A 15986-nucleotide genomic window follows, 5' to 3' on the forward strand; every position below is an offset into this window, starting at 1 on the left:
GAAAGACAGGTGATAAGACGTGAAAAGATTTCTTTTCATCAGAGCGATGGTTATGCTGGTTGTGGTTGGGGCTTCATGGGGAGTTATTGCAAACACAACTTATGCAGCAAGCCTGTCCATAAAAAATGTACCATTAAAAGAGGAATATGGTAGAGAAAGAGTTGAAGCTGAGAAAGAGGTAGAGGCTGAAGCACATGCGGTAGAGGTAATGAAAAAGATAAAGCCTGGTCAACGGCTTCCTTCTTTGATTTTAAAGGGGTTAAATGGCAAGTCCTACGATGTAGGGACCACGCGCAATAAAGCTTTGGTTATTAGCTTTTGGGCTTCGTGGTGCGACCCGTGCCGATTAGAAGCACCTATGCTGAATGAGTTGTATAGTAAGTACAAAGATGATGTGGATGTTTATGGTATCAATGTAACTCGCTATGATCGATTGGAGGATGTACAGAAGTTTTCCCGCTCTTTGGATCTCCAATTTCCCATTTTACTTGATGAGCAAGGAGCATTGTTTGAACGATTTGGAGGGGTGGCTTTTCCGACCCATGTACTGGTTGATCATCATGGACAGGTCCGCGAAATCATAATCGGAATGCTCAGTGAGCAGGAGTTGGAACGCAAAATAAAAACTCTTCAAAAAAAGAAGGTGTCTTTGGGAGCCGAGTAGACCGCCAAAGGCACCTTATAGCTCATGCGAGCACCTGATTAGTGATTAACTAATCCATGATGAGTAAGCTCTGCCTGATCGTTTTTTGGAGTTGGTGCTTCCAACAATGCGTAACGGAAACTGTCCAAGAGAGCTTCCCAGCTGGCTTCAATTACATTTTCGGATACACCTACATTACTCCAGACGTCCTCGTAATTTTTAGACTCAATGAGCACACGTACCTTGGCGGCGGTGGCATCCTTTTCGTCAAGCACACGTACCTTGTAGTCAGCCAAATGCATGTCCCGCAAGGCAGGGAAATACTGAGAAAGAGCCTTGCGGAGTGCGTTATCGAGCGCGTTGACAGGACCGTTGCCTTCAGCTGCGGTATAGACACTCGTCCCTGCGACATTCAGTTTCAAGAATGCCTCGGATACGACCGGGCGGCCGGCTGTTTTCTCTACCAGCACTTTAAAGGACTCAAAAGAGAACATTTCCTTCACTTCACCGCCTGCTTCACGAATGAGCAGTTCCAGCGAAGCATCCGCGCCTTCAAACTGGTATCCCTGATGCTCCAGTTCCTTGATGCGGCTAATTACGCCACGTGCCTCATCACTGGATGGGTCAAGGGTGATGCCCAGCTCTTGCGCTTTGGATACCACGTTGCTTTGCCCGGCCAGTTCGGAGACCAAAACCCGCTGCTTGTTCCCCACGAGTTCAGGAGCGATGTGCTCATAAGTTCGCGAGTCGCGCAGAATGGCTGACACGTGAATGCCCCCCTTATGGGCAAAAGCTGCATTGCCAACATAAGGCTGGTTCACAGGCATATTGACGTTGGCGACTTCGCTCACAAAGCGGGCTGTATTGTGGAGTTGATTTAACTTTTCAATATCTAGACAGTCGTAGCCCAGCTTGAGCTGCAAATTAGGAATGACGGAGCACAGGTTAGCGTTACCACACCGTTCACCGTAGCCGTTGATGGTACCCTGAACCTGCCTTGCGCCTGCTTGTACAGCACTTAGAGAGTTCGCTACTGCCAATTCGCAGTCATTGTGTGTATGAATACCCAACTGTGACCTCGTTCTCTGGCTTTGCAGCATAGTGACAATTTCCTGAATCTCATGTGGTAGGGTACCGCCGTTTGTATCGCACATCACGAGCCAATCCGCGCCTGCTTCTTCAGCTTTTTTCATAACGGCCATTGCATACTCGGGATTGTTTTTATATCCGTCAAAAAAATGTTCGGCATCAAAAATAACCTCCATGCCCCCTTGCTTTAAAAAGGCGATGGAGTCGTAAATCATAGACAGATTTTCCTCCAGTGTCGTCTGTAAGGCGGTGTGTACATGAAAATCCCATGATTTACCCACAAGTGTAGCAGCCTGAGCGCCGGATTCCAGAATTCGTTGCAAATTGACATCCTGTGCTGCGATGCTATCTTTGCGGCGCGTGCTGCCAAAGGCGACAATCTTTGCCTGAAGGCCCAGCTCTTGTACCCGTTTGAAAAATTCGATATCCTTGCTGTTGCTTCCGGGAATCCCGCCTTCAATATAATGAACACCGAGATCATCGAGTTTTTTGGCGATTTTCAATTTGTCATCAGCAGACAAGCTAATTCCTTCTCCTTGAGTGCCGTCTCGCAGCGTTGTGTCAAAGATAGAAATAGCGGTGGACATGAGGGACTCCTCCTTTGCGGATTGCTCAGATTGGTGATGCTCTGCTTTTTTAAGCACATTAATTTAGTTGTTTAACGCTTAAAAACAGGAAAGCGTTAGTTTGTCGTGTTCGTATGTTAGTCGATTATATCAACTTATGACTTCAATTGTAATATATAATTATCATTTTTAGCCGCAAAACCATTATTTTTATGTAAAATAGAAATAGCATTTAAAAGTGTCTCAAGTATAAAATCAAAACACATATTCCCGCGATGATGGGTGAATTTACAGTTAAAAAGAAGGGTTGAGCATGAAAGATGTCAGTGCTTATTATCCGGCTGGTGGGCGAGTTATTCTGCATGTGGATATGAATGCATTTTATTGTTCCGTTCATGCAGCGGAGGAGCCGGAGAAATATAAGGGACTGCCTACCGCGGTGGCAGGCAGTAGTGAGCTGCGCAAAGGTGTAATTGTAACCTGCTCTTATGAAGCCCGACGATTGGGTATTTCAACAGGGATGGTCGTTCAGCAGGCTCGCCGGATCTGTCCACAGCTCATTGTAATACAGCCTGATTTTCACTTGTATCGTCGTTATTCCAAAGCATTTATGAGCATTGCATATTCGTATACGCCTATGCTTGAAGCGACTTCAATTGATGAGTGCTATCTGGATATTTCTGGCTCCAAACAGTTTGGAACACCTATGGAAATTGCTGAGGAAATCCAGCGCAGAGTAGAAGACGAGCTGGGCCTGCCCTGTTCAATTGGAGTTGCTCCTAACAAGTTGCTGGCCAAAATGGCTTCTGATCTGAAAAAACCACGCGGGATATCTATTCTACGTTTGCGTGATGTACCCAATATTTTGTGGAACCTTCCTTGTGGTCAATTGTTTGGTGTGGGCCGCAAAACGGCAGATAAGCTTCTACAAATGAATATTCGTACCATTGGGCAACTGGCTAAGGCCGATGAGCATATGCTGGTTGGCGTATTTGGTGTGACGGGTTCGTGGTTAAAATTGGCCGCTAACGGAATTAACCATTCACCAGTCAGCACTGAACGGGAGCCAAACAAGTCCATTGGTCACACGACTACCCTGCCTATGGATGTGGTAAAGCTGGAAGAAGCCCAACGGGTACTTCTTAACATTAGTGATCAGGTGGCCCGGCGGCTTCGACGACACGGTATGCTGGCAGGAGGTATACAATTGACGATTCGGACGCCGGATATGAAGACCTTTACGCGTTCTCAAGTCAGGAGCACTCCTACGGAAAGTGCAGAGGACATATATAAGGAAGCTTGTGCGTTGTATCGTCGCCATTGGGGAGAAGATAAGCCTGTACGCTTACTGGGGATTACGTTACAGCAGCTCATTCCAAAGGAGGAAGCGGCCGTTCAAATGGATCTATTTGAATACCAGGATCAGCCTAAGAAAGAAAGCTTATTGAAGACGATGGATGCACTGCGCGATAAGTTTGGTGAAAATGCAATTTTGACCGCTGGGATGCTGGGAGATGATCCTTCGGTACTTCTTCGCAACTCCAAGCTGCGCGGAACTTCGCTGCAAAAAGACAATCTACCAACTCCGGAGTGAACTTTTGGATAGATTATTGCAAGCATCAGAAGCTTACGTTATAAGCATTTTTTACACGAAGGATAAAGGAAAATAATTTGTAATAATATTGGGTTTGTATTAATATGTGAATAGAATGTAAAAGCTGGTTTGTTTGATTGTATAGGAGGAAGAGAAAAGTTATGGCTAAATACACTTGGGTAGAAAAAGATACATGCATTGCTTGCGGAGCCTGTGGCGCTACAGCACCTGACATTTATGATTATGATGATGAAGGTTTGGCTGAAGTGATCTTTGAAGGGGATGCAAACCAAGGCATCAAGGCAATCTCGGATGATTTGTTTGATGATATGCAGGATGCTTGTGACGGTTGCCCTACAGATTCCATTAAAGTAGCAGACGAGCCGTTCAATAAAGAAGGTTAAGCGTAGGCTTCTTTGATAGGCACAGCACCGACAGCTCCCTTCGCCGTATAACGGTGAAAGTAAGCTGTCGGTGCTGTTTTTTTAGATTATAGAATAGTTCAGCGGAGCTGAGCCATTCTATAATCTAAAAAAACTTCTGCCAAACGCGGTCTGGCTTCCGTGAAAGTCCATCGATAGACGTTTTTTTTATGTGCTGTCCATCGAGTCTATTTTTACCGATATACATAATAGGAAGTATGCAAGATTACACGATCAGGAGGATCCGATGAACCATTCGCCTCATCTTAAATCGTATGTAAAAAAACACCCTGATAATAAAATGGCCTGGTATTTACTCGGCAAAGAGTATGAGAGCAGCGGTCAGGAGGGCAAAGCAAATTATTGCTTCAATCGCGCAGGAGAAGTGTTCGAAGCCTTCGAGCATAAACAGATTCCGGCAGACGTATGGATGGAATATCAGGATAAACTGGTTCAGATGTCCAAGGAGAAGGAGCGAAGGACGGCTCGAACACGCCACCTGTTAACTGCGTTAATGGTACTACTGCTCATATGGGTTCCTTCAGCCAATTCACCGAGACCTTCAAATGAAAATACATCTGTTCCATCCGGAACTGAGCAGGCAGCAATTGATAATATTGAAGTTACGAAAGTGGCCACTGCTGATCCGAAGGAGATGGCCCAGATCGGTGTGGTTGGTGGTGTGTTTACGGCTCAAGCTCGAAAAGGGAGTGGAGCTGGAACGGGGCTTACTGATATGTTGGCTAAGACTAGCCGATTGCCGTCCAAGACTACGGTGTTGGGCATGGAGCAAGGGGGCTCGTGGCTGCTCTGGAGAGAGGGCATGAAGCCATTACTTAGTGTACAGAACAAAGGAAACGGCGGATTAGCTGTTCAGTCTTACGACGCCGCTGCGTGTGCTTGCAAGCCGTCAGACAGTGAAAATCTTCGCAAAGCAGGTCTAAAATGGGCTGCTGGACAGGAGGAATTAGCTGTGTTGAATAGCTCCATGCGTGCTTTTCGCTCACAGCATCAACGTCTTCCCCAGAGTCTTGATGAACTGACTCGAGACTTTCCCGCTAACACGATGTACGGTACGACAGACGGGATGAAGAAGGCTTTTACACCTGTGCGTAATTTACTTGCTTCACCTGGACAGGGAACAGGGAAGGCAGTAGATTTAGACGCTGACTCGTCGGCCGAAAGCAGTCCATTACTGGCATCGTCATTGCACGGACGACCTTTTCTGGGGCAACCGCTGCGAATTGTGGTGGACAAATCTAAGCACAGGCTCGCCCTGGTAAGTGGCAATGTACTTATTCGAAATTATCCTATCGGTTTGGGTGGAGAAAGAACACCAGAAGGGAAATTTGTGATTACCGATAAAGTAGTAAATCCGAACGGTAAATCCAACGGTGAGTTTGGTAGTCGTGGAATGCAACTGTCTGCAACGAATTATGCCATTCATGGCACGAACGAGCCGGACAGCATTGGCAAAAATGAGTCGTTGGGTTGCGTCCGAATGGGTAAAGAGGATGTGGAGGAATTGTTTGCACTCGTACCTTCGGGTACGGAGGTGGTCATTGGTAACGGGGGATTGCCTGATCAAGTGCTGGTGCCTGGTTCTCGATTTACAAGTGAGCCGCAGCATGACCAGACGAATCCCCGCAAAACCTATCACTGGTTAAATTAACGTTTTGATGCTATTGCTACTTGGTGTTTAACGATTTCCTGCTTGTGCTAAAACAATGACCAGAATAATCACAATGATGAGGAGAACAAAGCTGACGGCGGTCCATACAATCGCTTTCTTGTTCACCTCATCCTTTTTCTTTTGCAGACTGGGCGGCTTGCGCTTGGTCTTCATATCAGCAATCCCTCTTTTCTAACGGGCTAAGGTCTTGTCTTACTATGTCCATTGTAAATGGTTTGATTATACATTTTCAATGACATCTCCATGACAACTGAATTGTTCTGATACTACACCTCGCAAATTACTTTCTTTTTGGTATGGAAAAAGCTAAACTATTTTGTAGAGATGTTTTTTTAGGATTGTGCAAGGGCATAGAACGGAGTGGATGAATCGTGTTGTATCGAAGGATTGCGAAACCTGTTTTTTTTAAAATGAGTCCAGAGACGGCCCATCATGTAGTCATTGACGGCTTAAAACATGCGGGTTCACTCCCTGGTGGAGCAGCGACACTGCGAGGGATGTACGGAGTCAAGGAAACGGAGGATCTTGCCGTTGATCTGTTTGGCATTCATTTTCCCAACCCGATTGGACTGGCTGCAGGACTGGATAAAAATGCAGAAGCGGTTACTGGTTTTTCTTCCATCGGGTTTGGATTTATGGAAGTGGGAACGGTGACACCTGTGGGACAGCCCGGCAATGATCGACCTCGTTTGTTCCGACTGCCTCCCGATGAGGCGTTAGTCAATCGGATGGGCTTTAACAATCTGGGTGCTGAGAGCATGGCCAAACGTCTGGCTGCACTCAAACATCGACCTGTTCCGGTCGCAGTTAATATCGGTAAAAATAAACTCACGCCCAATGAGGATGCTCATAAGGACTATGAAAAGTGTATTTCTGCACTGTATCCATATGCGGACTTCTTTGTAGTGAATATTAGCTCGCCGAATACGCCGGATTTACGAAAGCTCCAGCATGGTCATGAACTGAAGTCGCTATTGGAAGCGGTTCGGGCAGAGATGGGAGTCCAGGCGAAAAAGTATGGCAATGCCAAGTCTGTACTGGTTAAAATTGCGCCGGATGTATCGGATGAGGAATTGGAATATATGACAGACGCGATTGCTGCCAGTGGAGTAGACGGCATTATTGCGACCAATACAACAATATCCAGAGCTGGTCTGACGCACCGAAATGCGAGTGAAACAGGAGGGCTGAGTGGTAAGCCGCTGCGTGACCGTTCCACAGAGGTCATCGGACGGGTGTATCGCCAGACGGAAGGTAAGCTGCCTATTATCGGATCAGGCGGCATCTTCACGAGTCGTGATGCCTATGACAAAATTAAAGCAGGCGCAAGCCTGATTGAAATTTATACAGCATTGATCTACGAAGGGCCGGAAGTAAATAGGGCTATACATGCTGGCCTGCGTGAGCTGCTTCGAAAGGACGGCTTTAGACACATTAACGAGGCTGTTGGTGCAGATCACAGATAAAAAAGTGTTGTCGGAAGAGACAGGAGGTACGGGGATGGACGGAAGAGACTGGGGAACATTTTTACTGCCATACGATCAGGCGGTGGAAGAGCTTAAGGTCAAGTTCAAAACAATGCGTGCGGAGCTGAAAAAGCGCGAGGAATACGCTCCTATCGAATTCGTAACCGGACGGGTTAAAAAAATATCAAGCATCCTCGATAAGGCGAAGAGATTACAAGTTCCTTCTGATCAGCTGGAGACGGGAATCGAGGATATTGCAGGCATTCGCATTATGTGTCAATTTGTAGAGGATATTCGGCGGGTGGCCGAATATATCAGAAGACGTAAGGATTTGACCGTACTGTATGAAAAGGACTATATCACCAATTATAAAGACAGCGGCTATCGCAGCTTTCATATGATTGTGGAGTATCCGGTTCAGACAGCAGTGGGGTTGAAAATCGTGCTGGCAGAGATTCAAATCCGTACGTTGGCTATGAATTTTTGGGCAACTATTGAGCATTCTCTTAGCTATAAGTATCGTGAAAGCTTGCCTGATAATATGCGCACACGGTTGAAAAAGGCAGCTGAGGCAGCCTTTGTATTGGATAATGAGATGTCTTCCATGCGTCTTGAAATATTGGAAGCGCAGAAAAAGTTCGAGGATGAAGCCAATATCGTATCCAAAGTGCTAACAGGTATGCATCGGCTGTATTTCTACCATAAGATCAGTGAAACGATTGATGCGCAGCGCAGATTTAATGAACTGTGGGAACGGCACGACATGGAAGGAATCAAGCTGCTTCACGATGAGGTTAAAGAGATGCTAGAAGCCTCTACCAAGGAAGAAGACAGGGATGAATATTAAATGGCAAACTTTTCCTACGAACCGCTGTACGTGACTTATTTGGTATACTTCAATCGGGATCGGGATTACTTTGAATGTCATGAGGTACTGGAAGAGCTGTGGCTTAAGCTGGACCGTGACCCTGTATATAAAGGTTTGCTGCAAGTTGCTGCAGGACTGTATCATTTTCGGAATGGTAACTATCGTGGTGGACATATGATGCTGGATAGTGCGGTCCACCGGTTGAAGCATGCTCCTTCGCAGGCGCTGGGCATTAATATGGCGAAGCTGGTGGACGAGGCGCGCGTTTGCGCCCGTCAGCTTGCTGAAGCTGTTATGACCTGCACGGAGGAGCTTCAGCACCAACCGCCGGTTTATCGGGATTTGACGATTGAAATCGTCGAGCCCGGGTTGCGCCGTGCCGTGGAGAAGGCATCGTCGTCCATTCCAGTCAACATCCCGCAGCAGAGAGGTCCTCGGCGTGGGGAAAAGCATGAGCAGCGTCAGCAGGCGCTGGAAGCTTCAATTAGGCGAAGACAGGCCGCTGGCGGATCGGGCTCTGTCTCGGTGGAAACGAAGGATGCGCCTTGAGTTTGAAGCACATGATAAGCAAGCAGCCCGATCCGTTTCATGGGGATCGGGCTGCTTTATCGTTTCAGGTGTGTGAACGTTTGACTAGGAGGTTACGTTCTTTTTATATTTCTCAAAGAAGGCTTTGAAATCGTCGAGTGTGTACCCATTGTCCGAAGGACTTTCCTTCAACCCGCCTACCATACGTTCCTTTTCCACGCCTTTTTCGTAATAAATGAGCGTAGGGGTATACTCAATCTTATACTTGTCCCAGCCATCCTCATACTCACGCAGGTTAAATTCGTGCATCGTAATGTTCTCCTGCTTGCTCAAAGGCAAGAGCTTAGGAGTAGTGGCGCGGCAATGCACACAGTCGGACGCGAAATGATAGACGAAGAAGTTTTCCTTTTTGTCAATTTTGCTCTGTAGATCTTCTGGCTTAATAATTTGCTGATAGTTCGGGTCATTCAGCAGCTCTTGAGTAGCAGGATTTAACGAGGCTGTGGAAACGCCATACAGCTTGTTTTTAGTGCCTGAATTTAAAGCGAGCAGCACTCCAAGCAAAATGACCAGCACAACAAAAAAGCCGATGACAGGTATAAGCTTTTTTTTGTTGGATTTTTGTGCGTTCAATGCAATCTCTCCTATCAAAATTCAAAATATGTAGCTATGAATCTCATTATTATACAACATTACAGCTTGTAGTGAAAGTTTGTAAATCACACCGATATTGCAGGATAACAGGTTGAATATGGTACAATAAAATTTATTTTAAAAGGACAGGATGATTACGATTATGGGTGTACAGCTCCCCACAGCATTTGTAAAGCGCATGGAGCAATTGCTCGGCGACGAATTTGAAGCATTTATGACCGCCTATGACCACACGCCCCATGCCGGGATTCGCGTCAATACGTTAAAAATTCCGGTGGAGGAATTTAAGGAACGTTCTCCGTTCGAACTGCGGCCGATTCCGTGGTGTGCCACGGGTTTCTACATTCCGCACGGTACAAAGCCGGGGTTACATCCTTACTACCATGCGGGGCTGTACTATGTACAGGAACCGAGTGCAATGTCTCCAGTTGAGCTGCTCAATGTAGCTCAGGACGAAGCTGTATTGGACTTGTGTGCTGCACCGGGCGGGAAATCGACCCAAATAGCTGCCAAACTACAAGGAAGCGGCGTATTGGTGACAAATGATATTAGCACGGACCGAACCAAAGCGTTGGCTAAAAATGTGGAATTGTACGGTGTGCGTAATGCCGTGGTACTGAATGAAAGCCCAGATCGAATCGCCGATGCCTTTCCTCATTTTTTTGACAAGATACTAATTGATGCACCTTGCTCGGGAGAAGGTATGTTCCGCAAGGATGAGGATATGGCAAAACAATGGGAGACGCATTCGGTGGATAAATGTGTAGTCATGCAACGGGACATTTTGCGTGTAGCGGCCTCAATGCTGAGCGCAGGAGGGAGAATTGTCTATTCGACCTGCACCTTTGCGCCAGAAGAAAATGAAGGAATGATCGCAGAATTTCTGGAGGCCCATCCCGATTTTGACGTAGTCCCAGTTCTATCGGAAGCAGGCTTTGCACCAGGCCACCCGGAATGGATGAGTGAAGAGGTCGCGGCAGCACACCCCGAACTGCGGGGAACAGCACGCCTTTGGCCACATCTCGTAGAGGGAGAAGGCCATTTTATCGCTGTGTTGCAACATCAGGGTGGTCGTGTCACTGGGACAGAAGATCACACTGAATCAGAGGATTTGACTCCATTTGAGGACAAGAATGACAGGGCGTTGAACATAGATGCAGCGTATCCACGGAAGAAGCAGTTTTTGTCCGTCAAGGAAGCGCTGACGCCAAGCGGTCAAGGAAGACATGCGACTGGTGAGCCTAAACGAAGTGGTAAAGGAATGGACGGGAAGTCCGGTAAAGGAAAGTCCGCGCGCGGCTTGGGTGGCAATAAGTCCCGTTCTGGCAAAGAAAATGTAAAATCCGCTGCACGCTCCCCACAGGATGTGCTGGAGTCCTATCACCAATTTGTGAAGGAGCAGCTGGAGGTGTGCTTAACAGGCTATACGGTGGTTTACGGAGATCGCATTTATCAGTCGCCACTGGCATCACATCGTTTGGACGGCCTTAAGGTGGTGCGACCAGGCTGGTTTATGGGTACCGACAAGAATGGTCGCTTTGTGCCTTCACATCCGCTGGCGGTGGCATTACGCCCTTCAGAGGCGGTTAGAAGCATCAATCTCTCCAGTTCAGATGCTGAGGCCATCCGGTATTTAAAAGGTGAGACCTTGTCCATCCCCGTTGAGAGAATGGCACTGCGGAACGAAGTCCAGCCCAAAGGCTATACTCTCGTGTGCATTGATGGTTATTCGGCTGGGTGGGGCAAATGGCAGGACGGCATGCTCAAAAATGAATACCCTACAGGCTGGAGGTGGACATCGGTATGAGTGGAAAAGGGAGACAAACGCAACGTTTGGACAAAGTTTTAACCCATATGGGATATGGCTCCCGTAGTGATATCAAGAGACAAGTTAAGCAAGGGATGATCACGGTAAACGGGAGAACCACCAAGGATAGCGGCTTACAGGTTCATCCCTACCAGGATCAGATTGAAGTGAACGGGGAACTTGTTGTTTTTCGGGAGTATATTTACATCATGCTGCACAAGCCACCGGGCGTCATATCTGCAACTGAAGATACGAGGGAGCGGACGGTGCTGGATTTGCTGAGTGCGGAAGAACGACATTTTGAGCCCTTTCCAGTAGGACGCTTAGATAAAGATACAGAAGGACTATTGTTGTTGACCAACGACGGTAAGCTAGCGCACGAACTACTTTCTCCACGGCGGCATGTCCCTAAAACGTATGAGGCTACCGTGTCGGGTCATGTCACGGAGGAGGATATTCATCAATTTACAGCAGGAGTGGAACTGAATGATGGGTATGTTACCCTTCCCGCGCAGTTGACCATTCTTCGTCACGAACATCCGTACCAGGCAGATGGAGAAGTTATTTCCTATATTTCGCTTGTAATCCATGAGGGTAAGTTTCATCAAGTGAAGCGTATGTTCGAGGCGGTTGGTAAAAAGGTGACCTATTTGAAAAGAACGGCCATGGGGCCATTGAAGCTGGATGAACAGCTTCCACTGGGCAGCTATCGAGAGCTGACTAGCGAAGAATTGGCATGGATCGGCCGGGATATAGCATCTGCAACGTCAGAAGTTTGATAGGCAGATTAAATATATATGACGCACAGGCTCTTATGAGATTCCTGTGCGTCATTTTATGATATAGACAACCTGACAGAGAATTATTCAAACTCAACGTTCAACACTGAATCGCAGTTTACGAATTATTGTGCGCGTGCTGCCCGGCTTTTTTTCACTTCGGCTGCTTTATAAGCTGTAACCTTGTTTTTACCTGTCGTTTTGGATATGTACATTGCTTGATCGGCCTGCTTGACCAGTTCATCCGGGTTCATTTCTTTCTTCACTGTACTGTATCCGACACTGATCGTGACAATGCTTTCTTCCGCGACCCGCTCGCGGATACGTTCTGCGACATGTCCAACCTTGGCACGTCGATCCACAACCATTGCGACCAGTTCCTCGCCACCGTATCGTCCGGTCAGTCCGATTTCATCCAGTTCATCCTCCATAATCTGTGCGACCTGTTTGAGTACTTCATCCGCACGAGCATGGCCCTGCGTATCATTCAGCTTTTTGAAATTGTCAATATCGCAAAAAATGACCGACACGCGGATTCCTTGATCCATATATCGCCGTAGTCGTCCCGAAAAATATTTACGGTTATATAGCCCTGTCAGGCCATCGGTGATGGAAGAACGGTAAATCCTTTGGAGCAGCTCCACAATCCGTTCAAATAGGATAATGAATAACGTAGTGTAGTACAGCAATGGTAAAAATGACATATATAGGACTGCGTTTGACCTGCCTGCTTCTTCAGGGATGTCATTTCGCAGCCACAAATAGCCGAGCCAGAGCAAATACATGAATAAGCCCGCTACATACTTCTTTGGCTGTCCGATTCGTGGGGTTATGAACACAAGGCTCAGTATAAGTACCAGTACTCGATAAAACAGAGTGAATCCAACTAGTTTCGCTGTGCTGATCCAAGCGGGTAACAAACCTGCAGTCCAGGCAATAACCGGCAAAATCAATAACGCACCCAGCAGCATCAAGGTCCATGTCTGCACACGTTTCAGCTTCCGGTAGAGTTGAAATACGGCGGCATTGATGAGCACGAAGGCAGACGCCTCCAGCGCATTTTTCCACACGATTCCTTGAAGTTGCATCTTGCCTCCGCCTGCTGAATAGAGATTCATGGCTTCATATGTCATAATAATAATAGCGGCAACCGAAAAAAGGATATAGGCTCTTTTTCGTTGTCTGCTATATATGATCACGCACATCAGTGCCATCATGAGTATAATATACAAACCGCAGGCTGCACTTACGGCCCCGGCCAGAGATGGGAAACCCAAGGTTCCCGATAAGGACAACAACGTCAACATCACCGACTCCATTTGCAAAAGTAGTCAATCTATTGAACGGATGATACCGTTCCGATACAATAGACAGGATTTATCCCATTTAAAATGTTATAATTTTCTTTTGTGACTAACATTTATTCTCAATATATCATCTTTCAGAAAATCCGGAAACCTATACATACAATCTGTGATCCGGGCAGTTTAATGCTTGAAAGGGGAAGCACGTCATGAAATTGCTACAGGCTCTCTTTTTCCCACCCGAGCAACCGGGAGGCGTTTCATCCATGATTCCATATCTGCAAGAGCGATTTACATCCCCCCGTTGGGAAATGGAGCTATTTTCAATCCCTAAACGGATTCGCAACAAGGGTAGGGACGAAGTAACTTTTGATACCTTTGACTGGACGAGATATGAACAATATCCAATCGTCCAAAAATATATTCAGACGTACCGTGACTATTTGTGGTGGACACGGCTTCGTATTCAGAAGCCCTATGACCTCATTCATGCCCATCATCCTATTGCCGGAATCGCCATGAAAACTGTTTTTCCTGACATTCCGCTCGTACAGACGATTCACTCTTCCTATGAGAAGGAGTTAATTCTAAACGGGAAAATAGAGGAGAACGGGCCTGAACACCAATTCTTGGTGTCACTGTATGGGGAAATGGAGCAGAAGGCAGATCGCTTGATAGCGGTATCTCATTCTTTTCAGCATTACTTAACTCCTTACGTTCAGAATCCGCAAGACATTGCAGTCATTCCGAACGGATATGATGAGAAGCGCTTCAAGCCCATTCCACACGAAAATGAAGTGACACAGCTCATAACCGTTTGCCGCCTTGTTCCGGCGAAAGGACTGGATATTTTATTGCGGGCCTGTGCTGAACTTAAAAAAAGAAATCTGGAATTTGTGCTTCATATTATTGGAGACGGTCCGGTTCGCCCTGAGCTGGAAGAGATGGCACGACAGCTCGATATATACCATGAGACGATTTTTTATGGATATACCCTTCATCCAGAAGAGTTTATGCCTTTCTTTGATGTATTTGTTTTGCCTTCTCGGGCGGAGGCCTTTGGTTCGGTATTTGCGGAAGCAGCGTTGAGTTGTCTGGCATTGGTAGGTACAGAAGTGGGAGGAATACCGGAGCAGATTGAGGATGGGGTAAATGGCCTGCTCGTGCCACCCGACAATCCGAGGGCACTGGCAGACGCTTTAGAGAAGGTCATTGCTGACCCTGCCTATCGTTATGAGCTGGCTAGATCTGCCTGTGATAAGGCTAAATCAAGCTATTCTTTAAGTCGAGCGGTTAACGAGTTGAAGAAAATGTATTTGAAATTTCCACATTAACCATGACGAGTATCACCTGGTTTGGAATCGGAATGCCGAAAGCTGGAGCGAGGACGTGAGGAACGGAAAGGTCTCCCGCGTCCTGCTATGATCAGTTTACTAACCCACATCAGACTGAGCATTCCGAAAATAGGATAAAGGACAGATAACAGTGAACTGAAGCCGAACTGACTGATTAAAAAACAGGTGAGCATAATGAATAGTGTGATGAGCTTGGGCGAAATTTGGACATGCTGACGAATTTGCAGACTGACTCCATAAATGTCGGCTACAAAGGTACTGAAGATTTCCATGAAAATGAGTAGAATGTATATGATTTCGACAAAGGCACCCAGACGGTAAGCAATGCTTCCCATAGGGATTTCAAATTGCTGAATACCCGGCATATGTGCTGACATGGCAAAGTGCGCAGCCATCAGCATAAATCCGACACCAATTCCTCCCAAAACTCCGCCCCAGCGGATGGTTCTTCGGGAAAAGGTTTGGCTGCCAAGTGGTACAAGCACGGCCTGGGCCATAGTCAGGTTGAAGGACGTGTACAGCAGTGGAGAGAGCAAGGTTCGAAATGTACTGTGATCTGTCGTATTCGTAATAAAACTCTGAGGATTAGGCATGGAGAGCGTGCTGTGAACGAGCAGAAGAGACATGATGATCATCAAAGGGACAACCACGGTGTTCATGTGCAAGATGGCTTTAATGCCTTTACTTAGCAGCAAATAAGTTCCAATCAGTGTAATAAGCAGTCCGGTTTGGTAATGCAGGTGAAGGTGCTCTACAAAAACAGAGCCAGCTCCTGCCAGCATGACGCTGTTTACGCCAATCAGCACGATGAGTGTGAACCAGCTAATCCATTTCCCGGCATTGGCGCCAAAAAGATGTTTGTTCAGGTCCTCGTAGGATTTGGCTGAAATATCATGAGCGATCAGCATCATTTTCGTACCCAACCATACAAATATGATTGTGGATAGCATAATAGTGAGTGTAGCCCAACGACCGTACTGCGTAAAAAATTGCAGAATTTCTTGTCCGGTAGCAAATCCGGCACCGACGATTGTACCGATGTATGTAAAAGCAATCTGGAAAACATGAATATTACGTTTCATCCCCAGTCCCTCCTTGCCTGCTTGAATAACGCTGCAGCGAGCATATAATACAAACTATGTTCAACTGAAATAGGACATGACTGGATGAGACTGAAAATAATTAAAGTGAATTTAATGAATAGCTTGACGGGAGCGT

15 protein-coding genes are annotated in these 15986 nt (G+C 46.7%); 10 read left to right on the forward strand and 5 right to left on the reverse strand.

Features of this window, described 5'->3' with window-relative positions:
• Positions 1-19: 19 nt before the first annotated feature.
• Positions 20-664 carry a TlpA family protein disulfide reductase gene (locus tag ACM1ND_RS09300; protein WP_418027613.1) on the forward strand — a complete coding sequence of 215 codons (645 nt, stop codon included), beginning with the start codon at positions 20-22 and terminating at the stop codon, positions 662-664.
• A 38-nt stretch (positions 665-702) separates the two neighbouring features.
• Here ACM1ND_RS09300 and cimA read toward each other — a convergent pair whose 3' ends face one another.
• Positions 703-2319: a citramalate synthase gene (cimA, locus tag ACM1ND_RS09305; RefSeq protein ID WP_023988029.1), complete on the reverse strand. Its 1617-nt coding sequence runs from the start codon at positions 2317-2319 to the stop codon at positions 703-705.
• A 292-nt stretch (positions 2320-2611) separates the two neighbouring features.
• Here cimA and ACM1ND_RS09310 point away from each other — a divergent pair, with 292 nt between their 5' ends.
• The 3 genes from ACM1ND_RS09310 (at position 2612) to ACM1ND_RS09320 (ending at position 5986) form a co-directional block, all read left to right on the forward strand.
• Positions 2612-3892: a DNA polymerase IV gene (locus tag ACM1ND_RS09310; protein WP_023988030.1), complete on the forward strand. Its 1281-nt coding sequence runs from the start codon at positions 2612-2614 to the stop codon at positions 3890-3892.
• Between the two features lie 161 nt (positions 3893-4053).
• Positions 4054-4296, forward strand: a complete 243-nt coding sequence (locus ACM1ND_RS09315; protein WP_023988031.1) for a ferredoxin — start codon at positions 4054-4056, stop codon at positions 4294-4296.
• 265 nt (positions 4297-4561) lie between these two features.
• Positions 4562-5986, forward strand: coding sequence for a L,D-transpeptidase (locus tag ACM1ND_RS09320; RefSeq protein ID WP_034095011.1), 1425 nt, complete (start codon positions 4562-4564; stop codon positions 5984-5986).
• 27 nt (positions 5987-6013) lie between these two features.
• Here ACM1ND_RS09320 and ACM1ND_RS09325 read toward each other — a convergent pair whose 3' ends face one another.
• The gene (locus tag ACM1ND_RS09325) at positions 6014-6160 is read right to left on the reverse strand and encodes a hypothetical protein (protein WP_023988033.1); all 147 of its coding nucleotides are present in this window, start codon (positions 6158-6160) and stop codon (positions 6014-6016) included.
• Between the two features lie 218 nt (positions 6161-6378).
• Here ACM1ND_RS09325 and ACM1ND_RS09330 point away from each other — a divergent pair, with 218 nt between their 5' ends.
• From ACM1ND_RS09330 to ACM1ND_RS09340, 3 genes are read left to right on the forward strand one after another with little or no spacing between them, the layout of a single operon-like run.
• Entirely contained in the window at positions 6379-7473 is a 1095-nt protein-coding gene (locus ACM1ND_RS09330) for a quinone-dependent dihydroorotate dehydrogenase (protein WP_023988034.1), read from the forward strand.
• 34 nt (positions 7474-7507) lie between these two features.
• Positions 7508-8320, forward strand: a complete 813-nt coding sequence (locus ACM1ND_RS09335; RefSeq protein ID WP_023988035.1) for a GTP pyrophosphokinase — start codon at positions 7508-7510, stop codon at positions 8318-8320.
• Positions 8321-8890, forward strand: a complete 570-nt coding sequence (locus ACM1ND_RS09340; protein ID WP_418027614.1) for a DUF309 domain-containing protein — start codon at positions 8321-8323, stop codon at positions 8888-8890.
• Positions 8891-8974: 84 nt separating this feature from the next.
• Here ACM1ND_RS09340 and ACM1ND_RS09345 read toward each other — a convergent pair whose 3' ends face one another.
• On the reverse strand, positions 8975-9502 hold the full coding sequence (locus ACM1ND_RS09345) for a thioredoxin family protein (RefSeq protein WP_013309735.1): 528 nt from the start codon (positions 9500-9502) through the stop codon (positions 8975-8977).
• Positions 9503-9665: 163 nt separating this feature from the next.
• Here ACM1ND_RS09345 and ACM1ND_RS09350 point away from each other — a divergent pair, with 163 nt between their 5' ends.
• Both ACM1ND_RS09350 and ACM1ND_RS09355 read left to right on the forward strand, forming a co-directional pair.
• Positions 9666-11330 (forward strand): RsmB/NOP family class I SAM-dependent RNA methyltransferase, encoded by a 1665-nt coding sequence (locus ACM1ND_RS09350; RefSeq protein WP_418027615.1) that lies wholly within the window; start codon positions 9666-9668, stop codon positions 11328-11330.
• On the forward strand, positions 11327-12109 hold the full coding sequence (locus ACM1ND_RS09355; RefSeq protein ID WP_418027616.1) for a pseudouridine synthase: 783 nt from the start codon (positions 11327-11329) through the stop codon (positions 12107-12109). The genes ACM1ND_RS09350 and ACM1ND_RS09355 overlap by 4 nt, the downstream gene beginning before the upstream one ends.
• A gap of 125 nt (positions 12110-12234) precedes the next feature.
• Here the strand turns inward: ACM1ND_RS09355 and ACM1ND_RS09360 are convergent, their stop codons facing one another.
• A complete protein-coding gene (locus ACM1ND_RS09360) occupies positions 12235-13416 on the reverse strand; it encodes a GGDEF domain-containing protein (protein WP_053325169.1) in 1182 nt (393 codons plus the stop codon).
• Between the two features lie 206 nt (positions 13417-13622).
• Between ACM1ND_RS09360 and ACM1ND_RS09365 the strand changes: the two genes are divergently transcribed.
• Positions 13623-14747 (forward strand): glycosyltransferase family 4 protein, encoded by a 1125-nt coding sequence (locus ACM1ND_RS09365; protein ID WP_023988040.1) that lies wholly within the window; start codon positions 13623-13625, stop codon positions 14745-14747.
• On the opposite strand, the gene ACM1ND_RS09370 is transcribed toward ACM1ND_RS09365, so the two are convergent.
• Entirely contained in the window at positions 14744-15850 is a 1107-nt protein-coding gene (locus ACM1ND_RS09370; RefSeq protein ID WP_023988041.1) for a membrane protein, read from the reverse strand. The two genes, ACM1ND_RS09365 and ACM1ND_RS09370, sit on opposite strands and share 4 nt — an antisense overlap.
• Between the last annotated feature and the right edge of the window lie 136 nt (positions 15851-15986).

The sequence above is a fragment of the Paenibacillus sp. JJ1722 genome, from assembly GCF_048282685.1.
GTDB lineage: Bacteria > Bacillota > Bacilli > Paenibacillales > Paenibacillaceae > Paenibacillus > Paenibacillus polymyxa_B.

Bases quoted from the DNA above. Each gene is read 5' to 3' on its own strand.
- cimA (WP_023988029.1), bottom strand. From the start codon at position 2,319: ATGTCCACCGCTATTTCTATCTTTGACACAACGCTGCGAGACGGCACT.
- ACM1ND_RS09310 (WP_023988030.1), top strand. From the start codon at position 2,612: ATGAAAGATGTCAGTGCTTATTATCCGGCTGGTGGGCGAGTTATTCTG.
- ACM1ND_RS09315 (WP_023988031.1), top strand. From the start codon at position 4,054: ATGGCTAAATACACTTGGGTAGAAAAAGATACATGCATTGCTTGCGGA.
- ACM1ND_RS09320 (WP_034095011.1), top strand. From the start codon at position 4,562: ATGAACCATTCGCCTCATCTTAAATCGTATGTAAAAAAACACCCTGAT.
- ACM1ND_RS09325 (WP_023988033.1), bottom strand. From the start codon at position 6,160: ATGAAGACCAAGCGCAAGCCGCCCAGTCTGCAAAAGAAAAAGGATGAG.
- ACM1ND_RS09335 (WP_023988035.1), top strand. From the start codon at position 7,508: ATGGACGGAAGAGACTGGGGAACATTTTTACTGCCATACGATCAGGCG.
- ACM1ND_RS09340 (WP_418027614.1), top strand. From the start codon at position 8,321: ATGGCAAACTTTTCCTACGAACCGCTGTACGTGACTTATTTGGTATAC.
- ACM1ND_RS09350 (WP_418027615.1), top strand. From the start codon at position 9,666: ATGGGTGTACAGCTCCCCACAGCATTTGTAAAGCGCATGGAGCAATTG.
- ACM1ND_RS09355 (WP_418027616.1), top strand. From the start codon at position 11,327: ATGAGTGGAAAAGGGAGACAAACGCAACGTTTGGACAAAGTTTTAACC.
- ACM1ND_RS09360 (WP_053325169.1), bottom strand. From the start codon at position 13,416: ATGTTGACGTTGTTGTCCTTATCGGGAACCTTGGGTTTCCCATCTCTG.
- ACM1ND_RS09365 (WP_023988040.1), top strand. From the start codon at position 13,623: ATGAAATTGCTACAGGCTCTCTTTTTCCCACCCGAGCAACCGGGAGGC.
- ACM1ND_RS09370 (WP_023988041.1), bottom strand. From the start codon at position 15,850: ATGAAACGTAATATTCATGTTTTCCAGATTGCTTTTACATACATCGGT.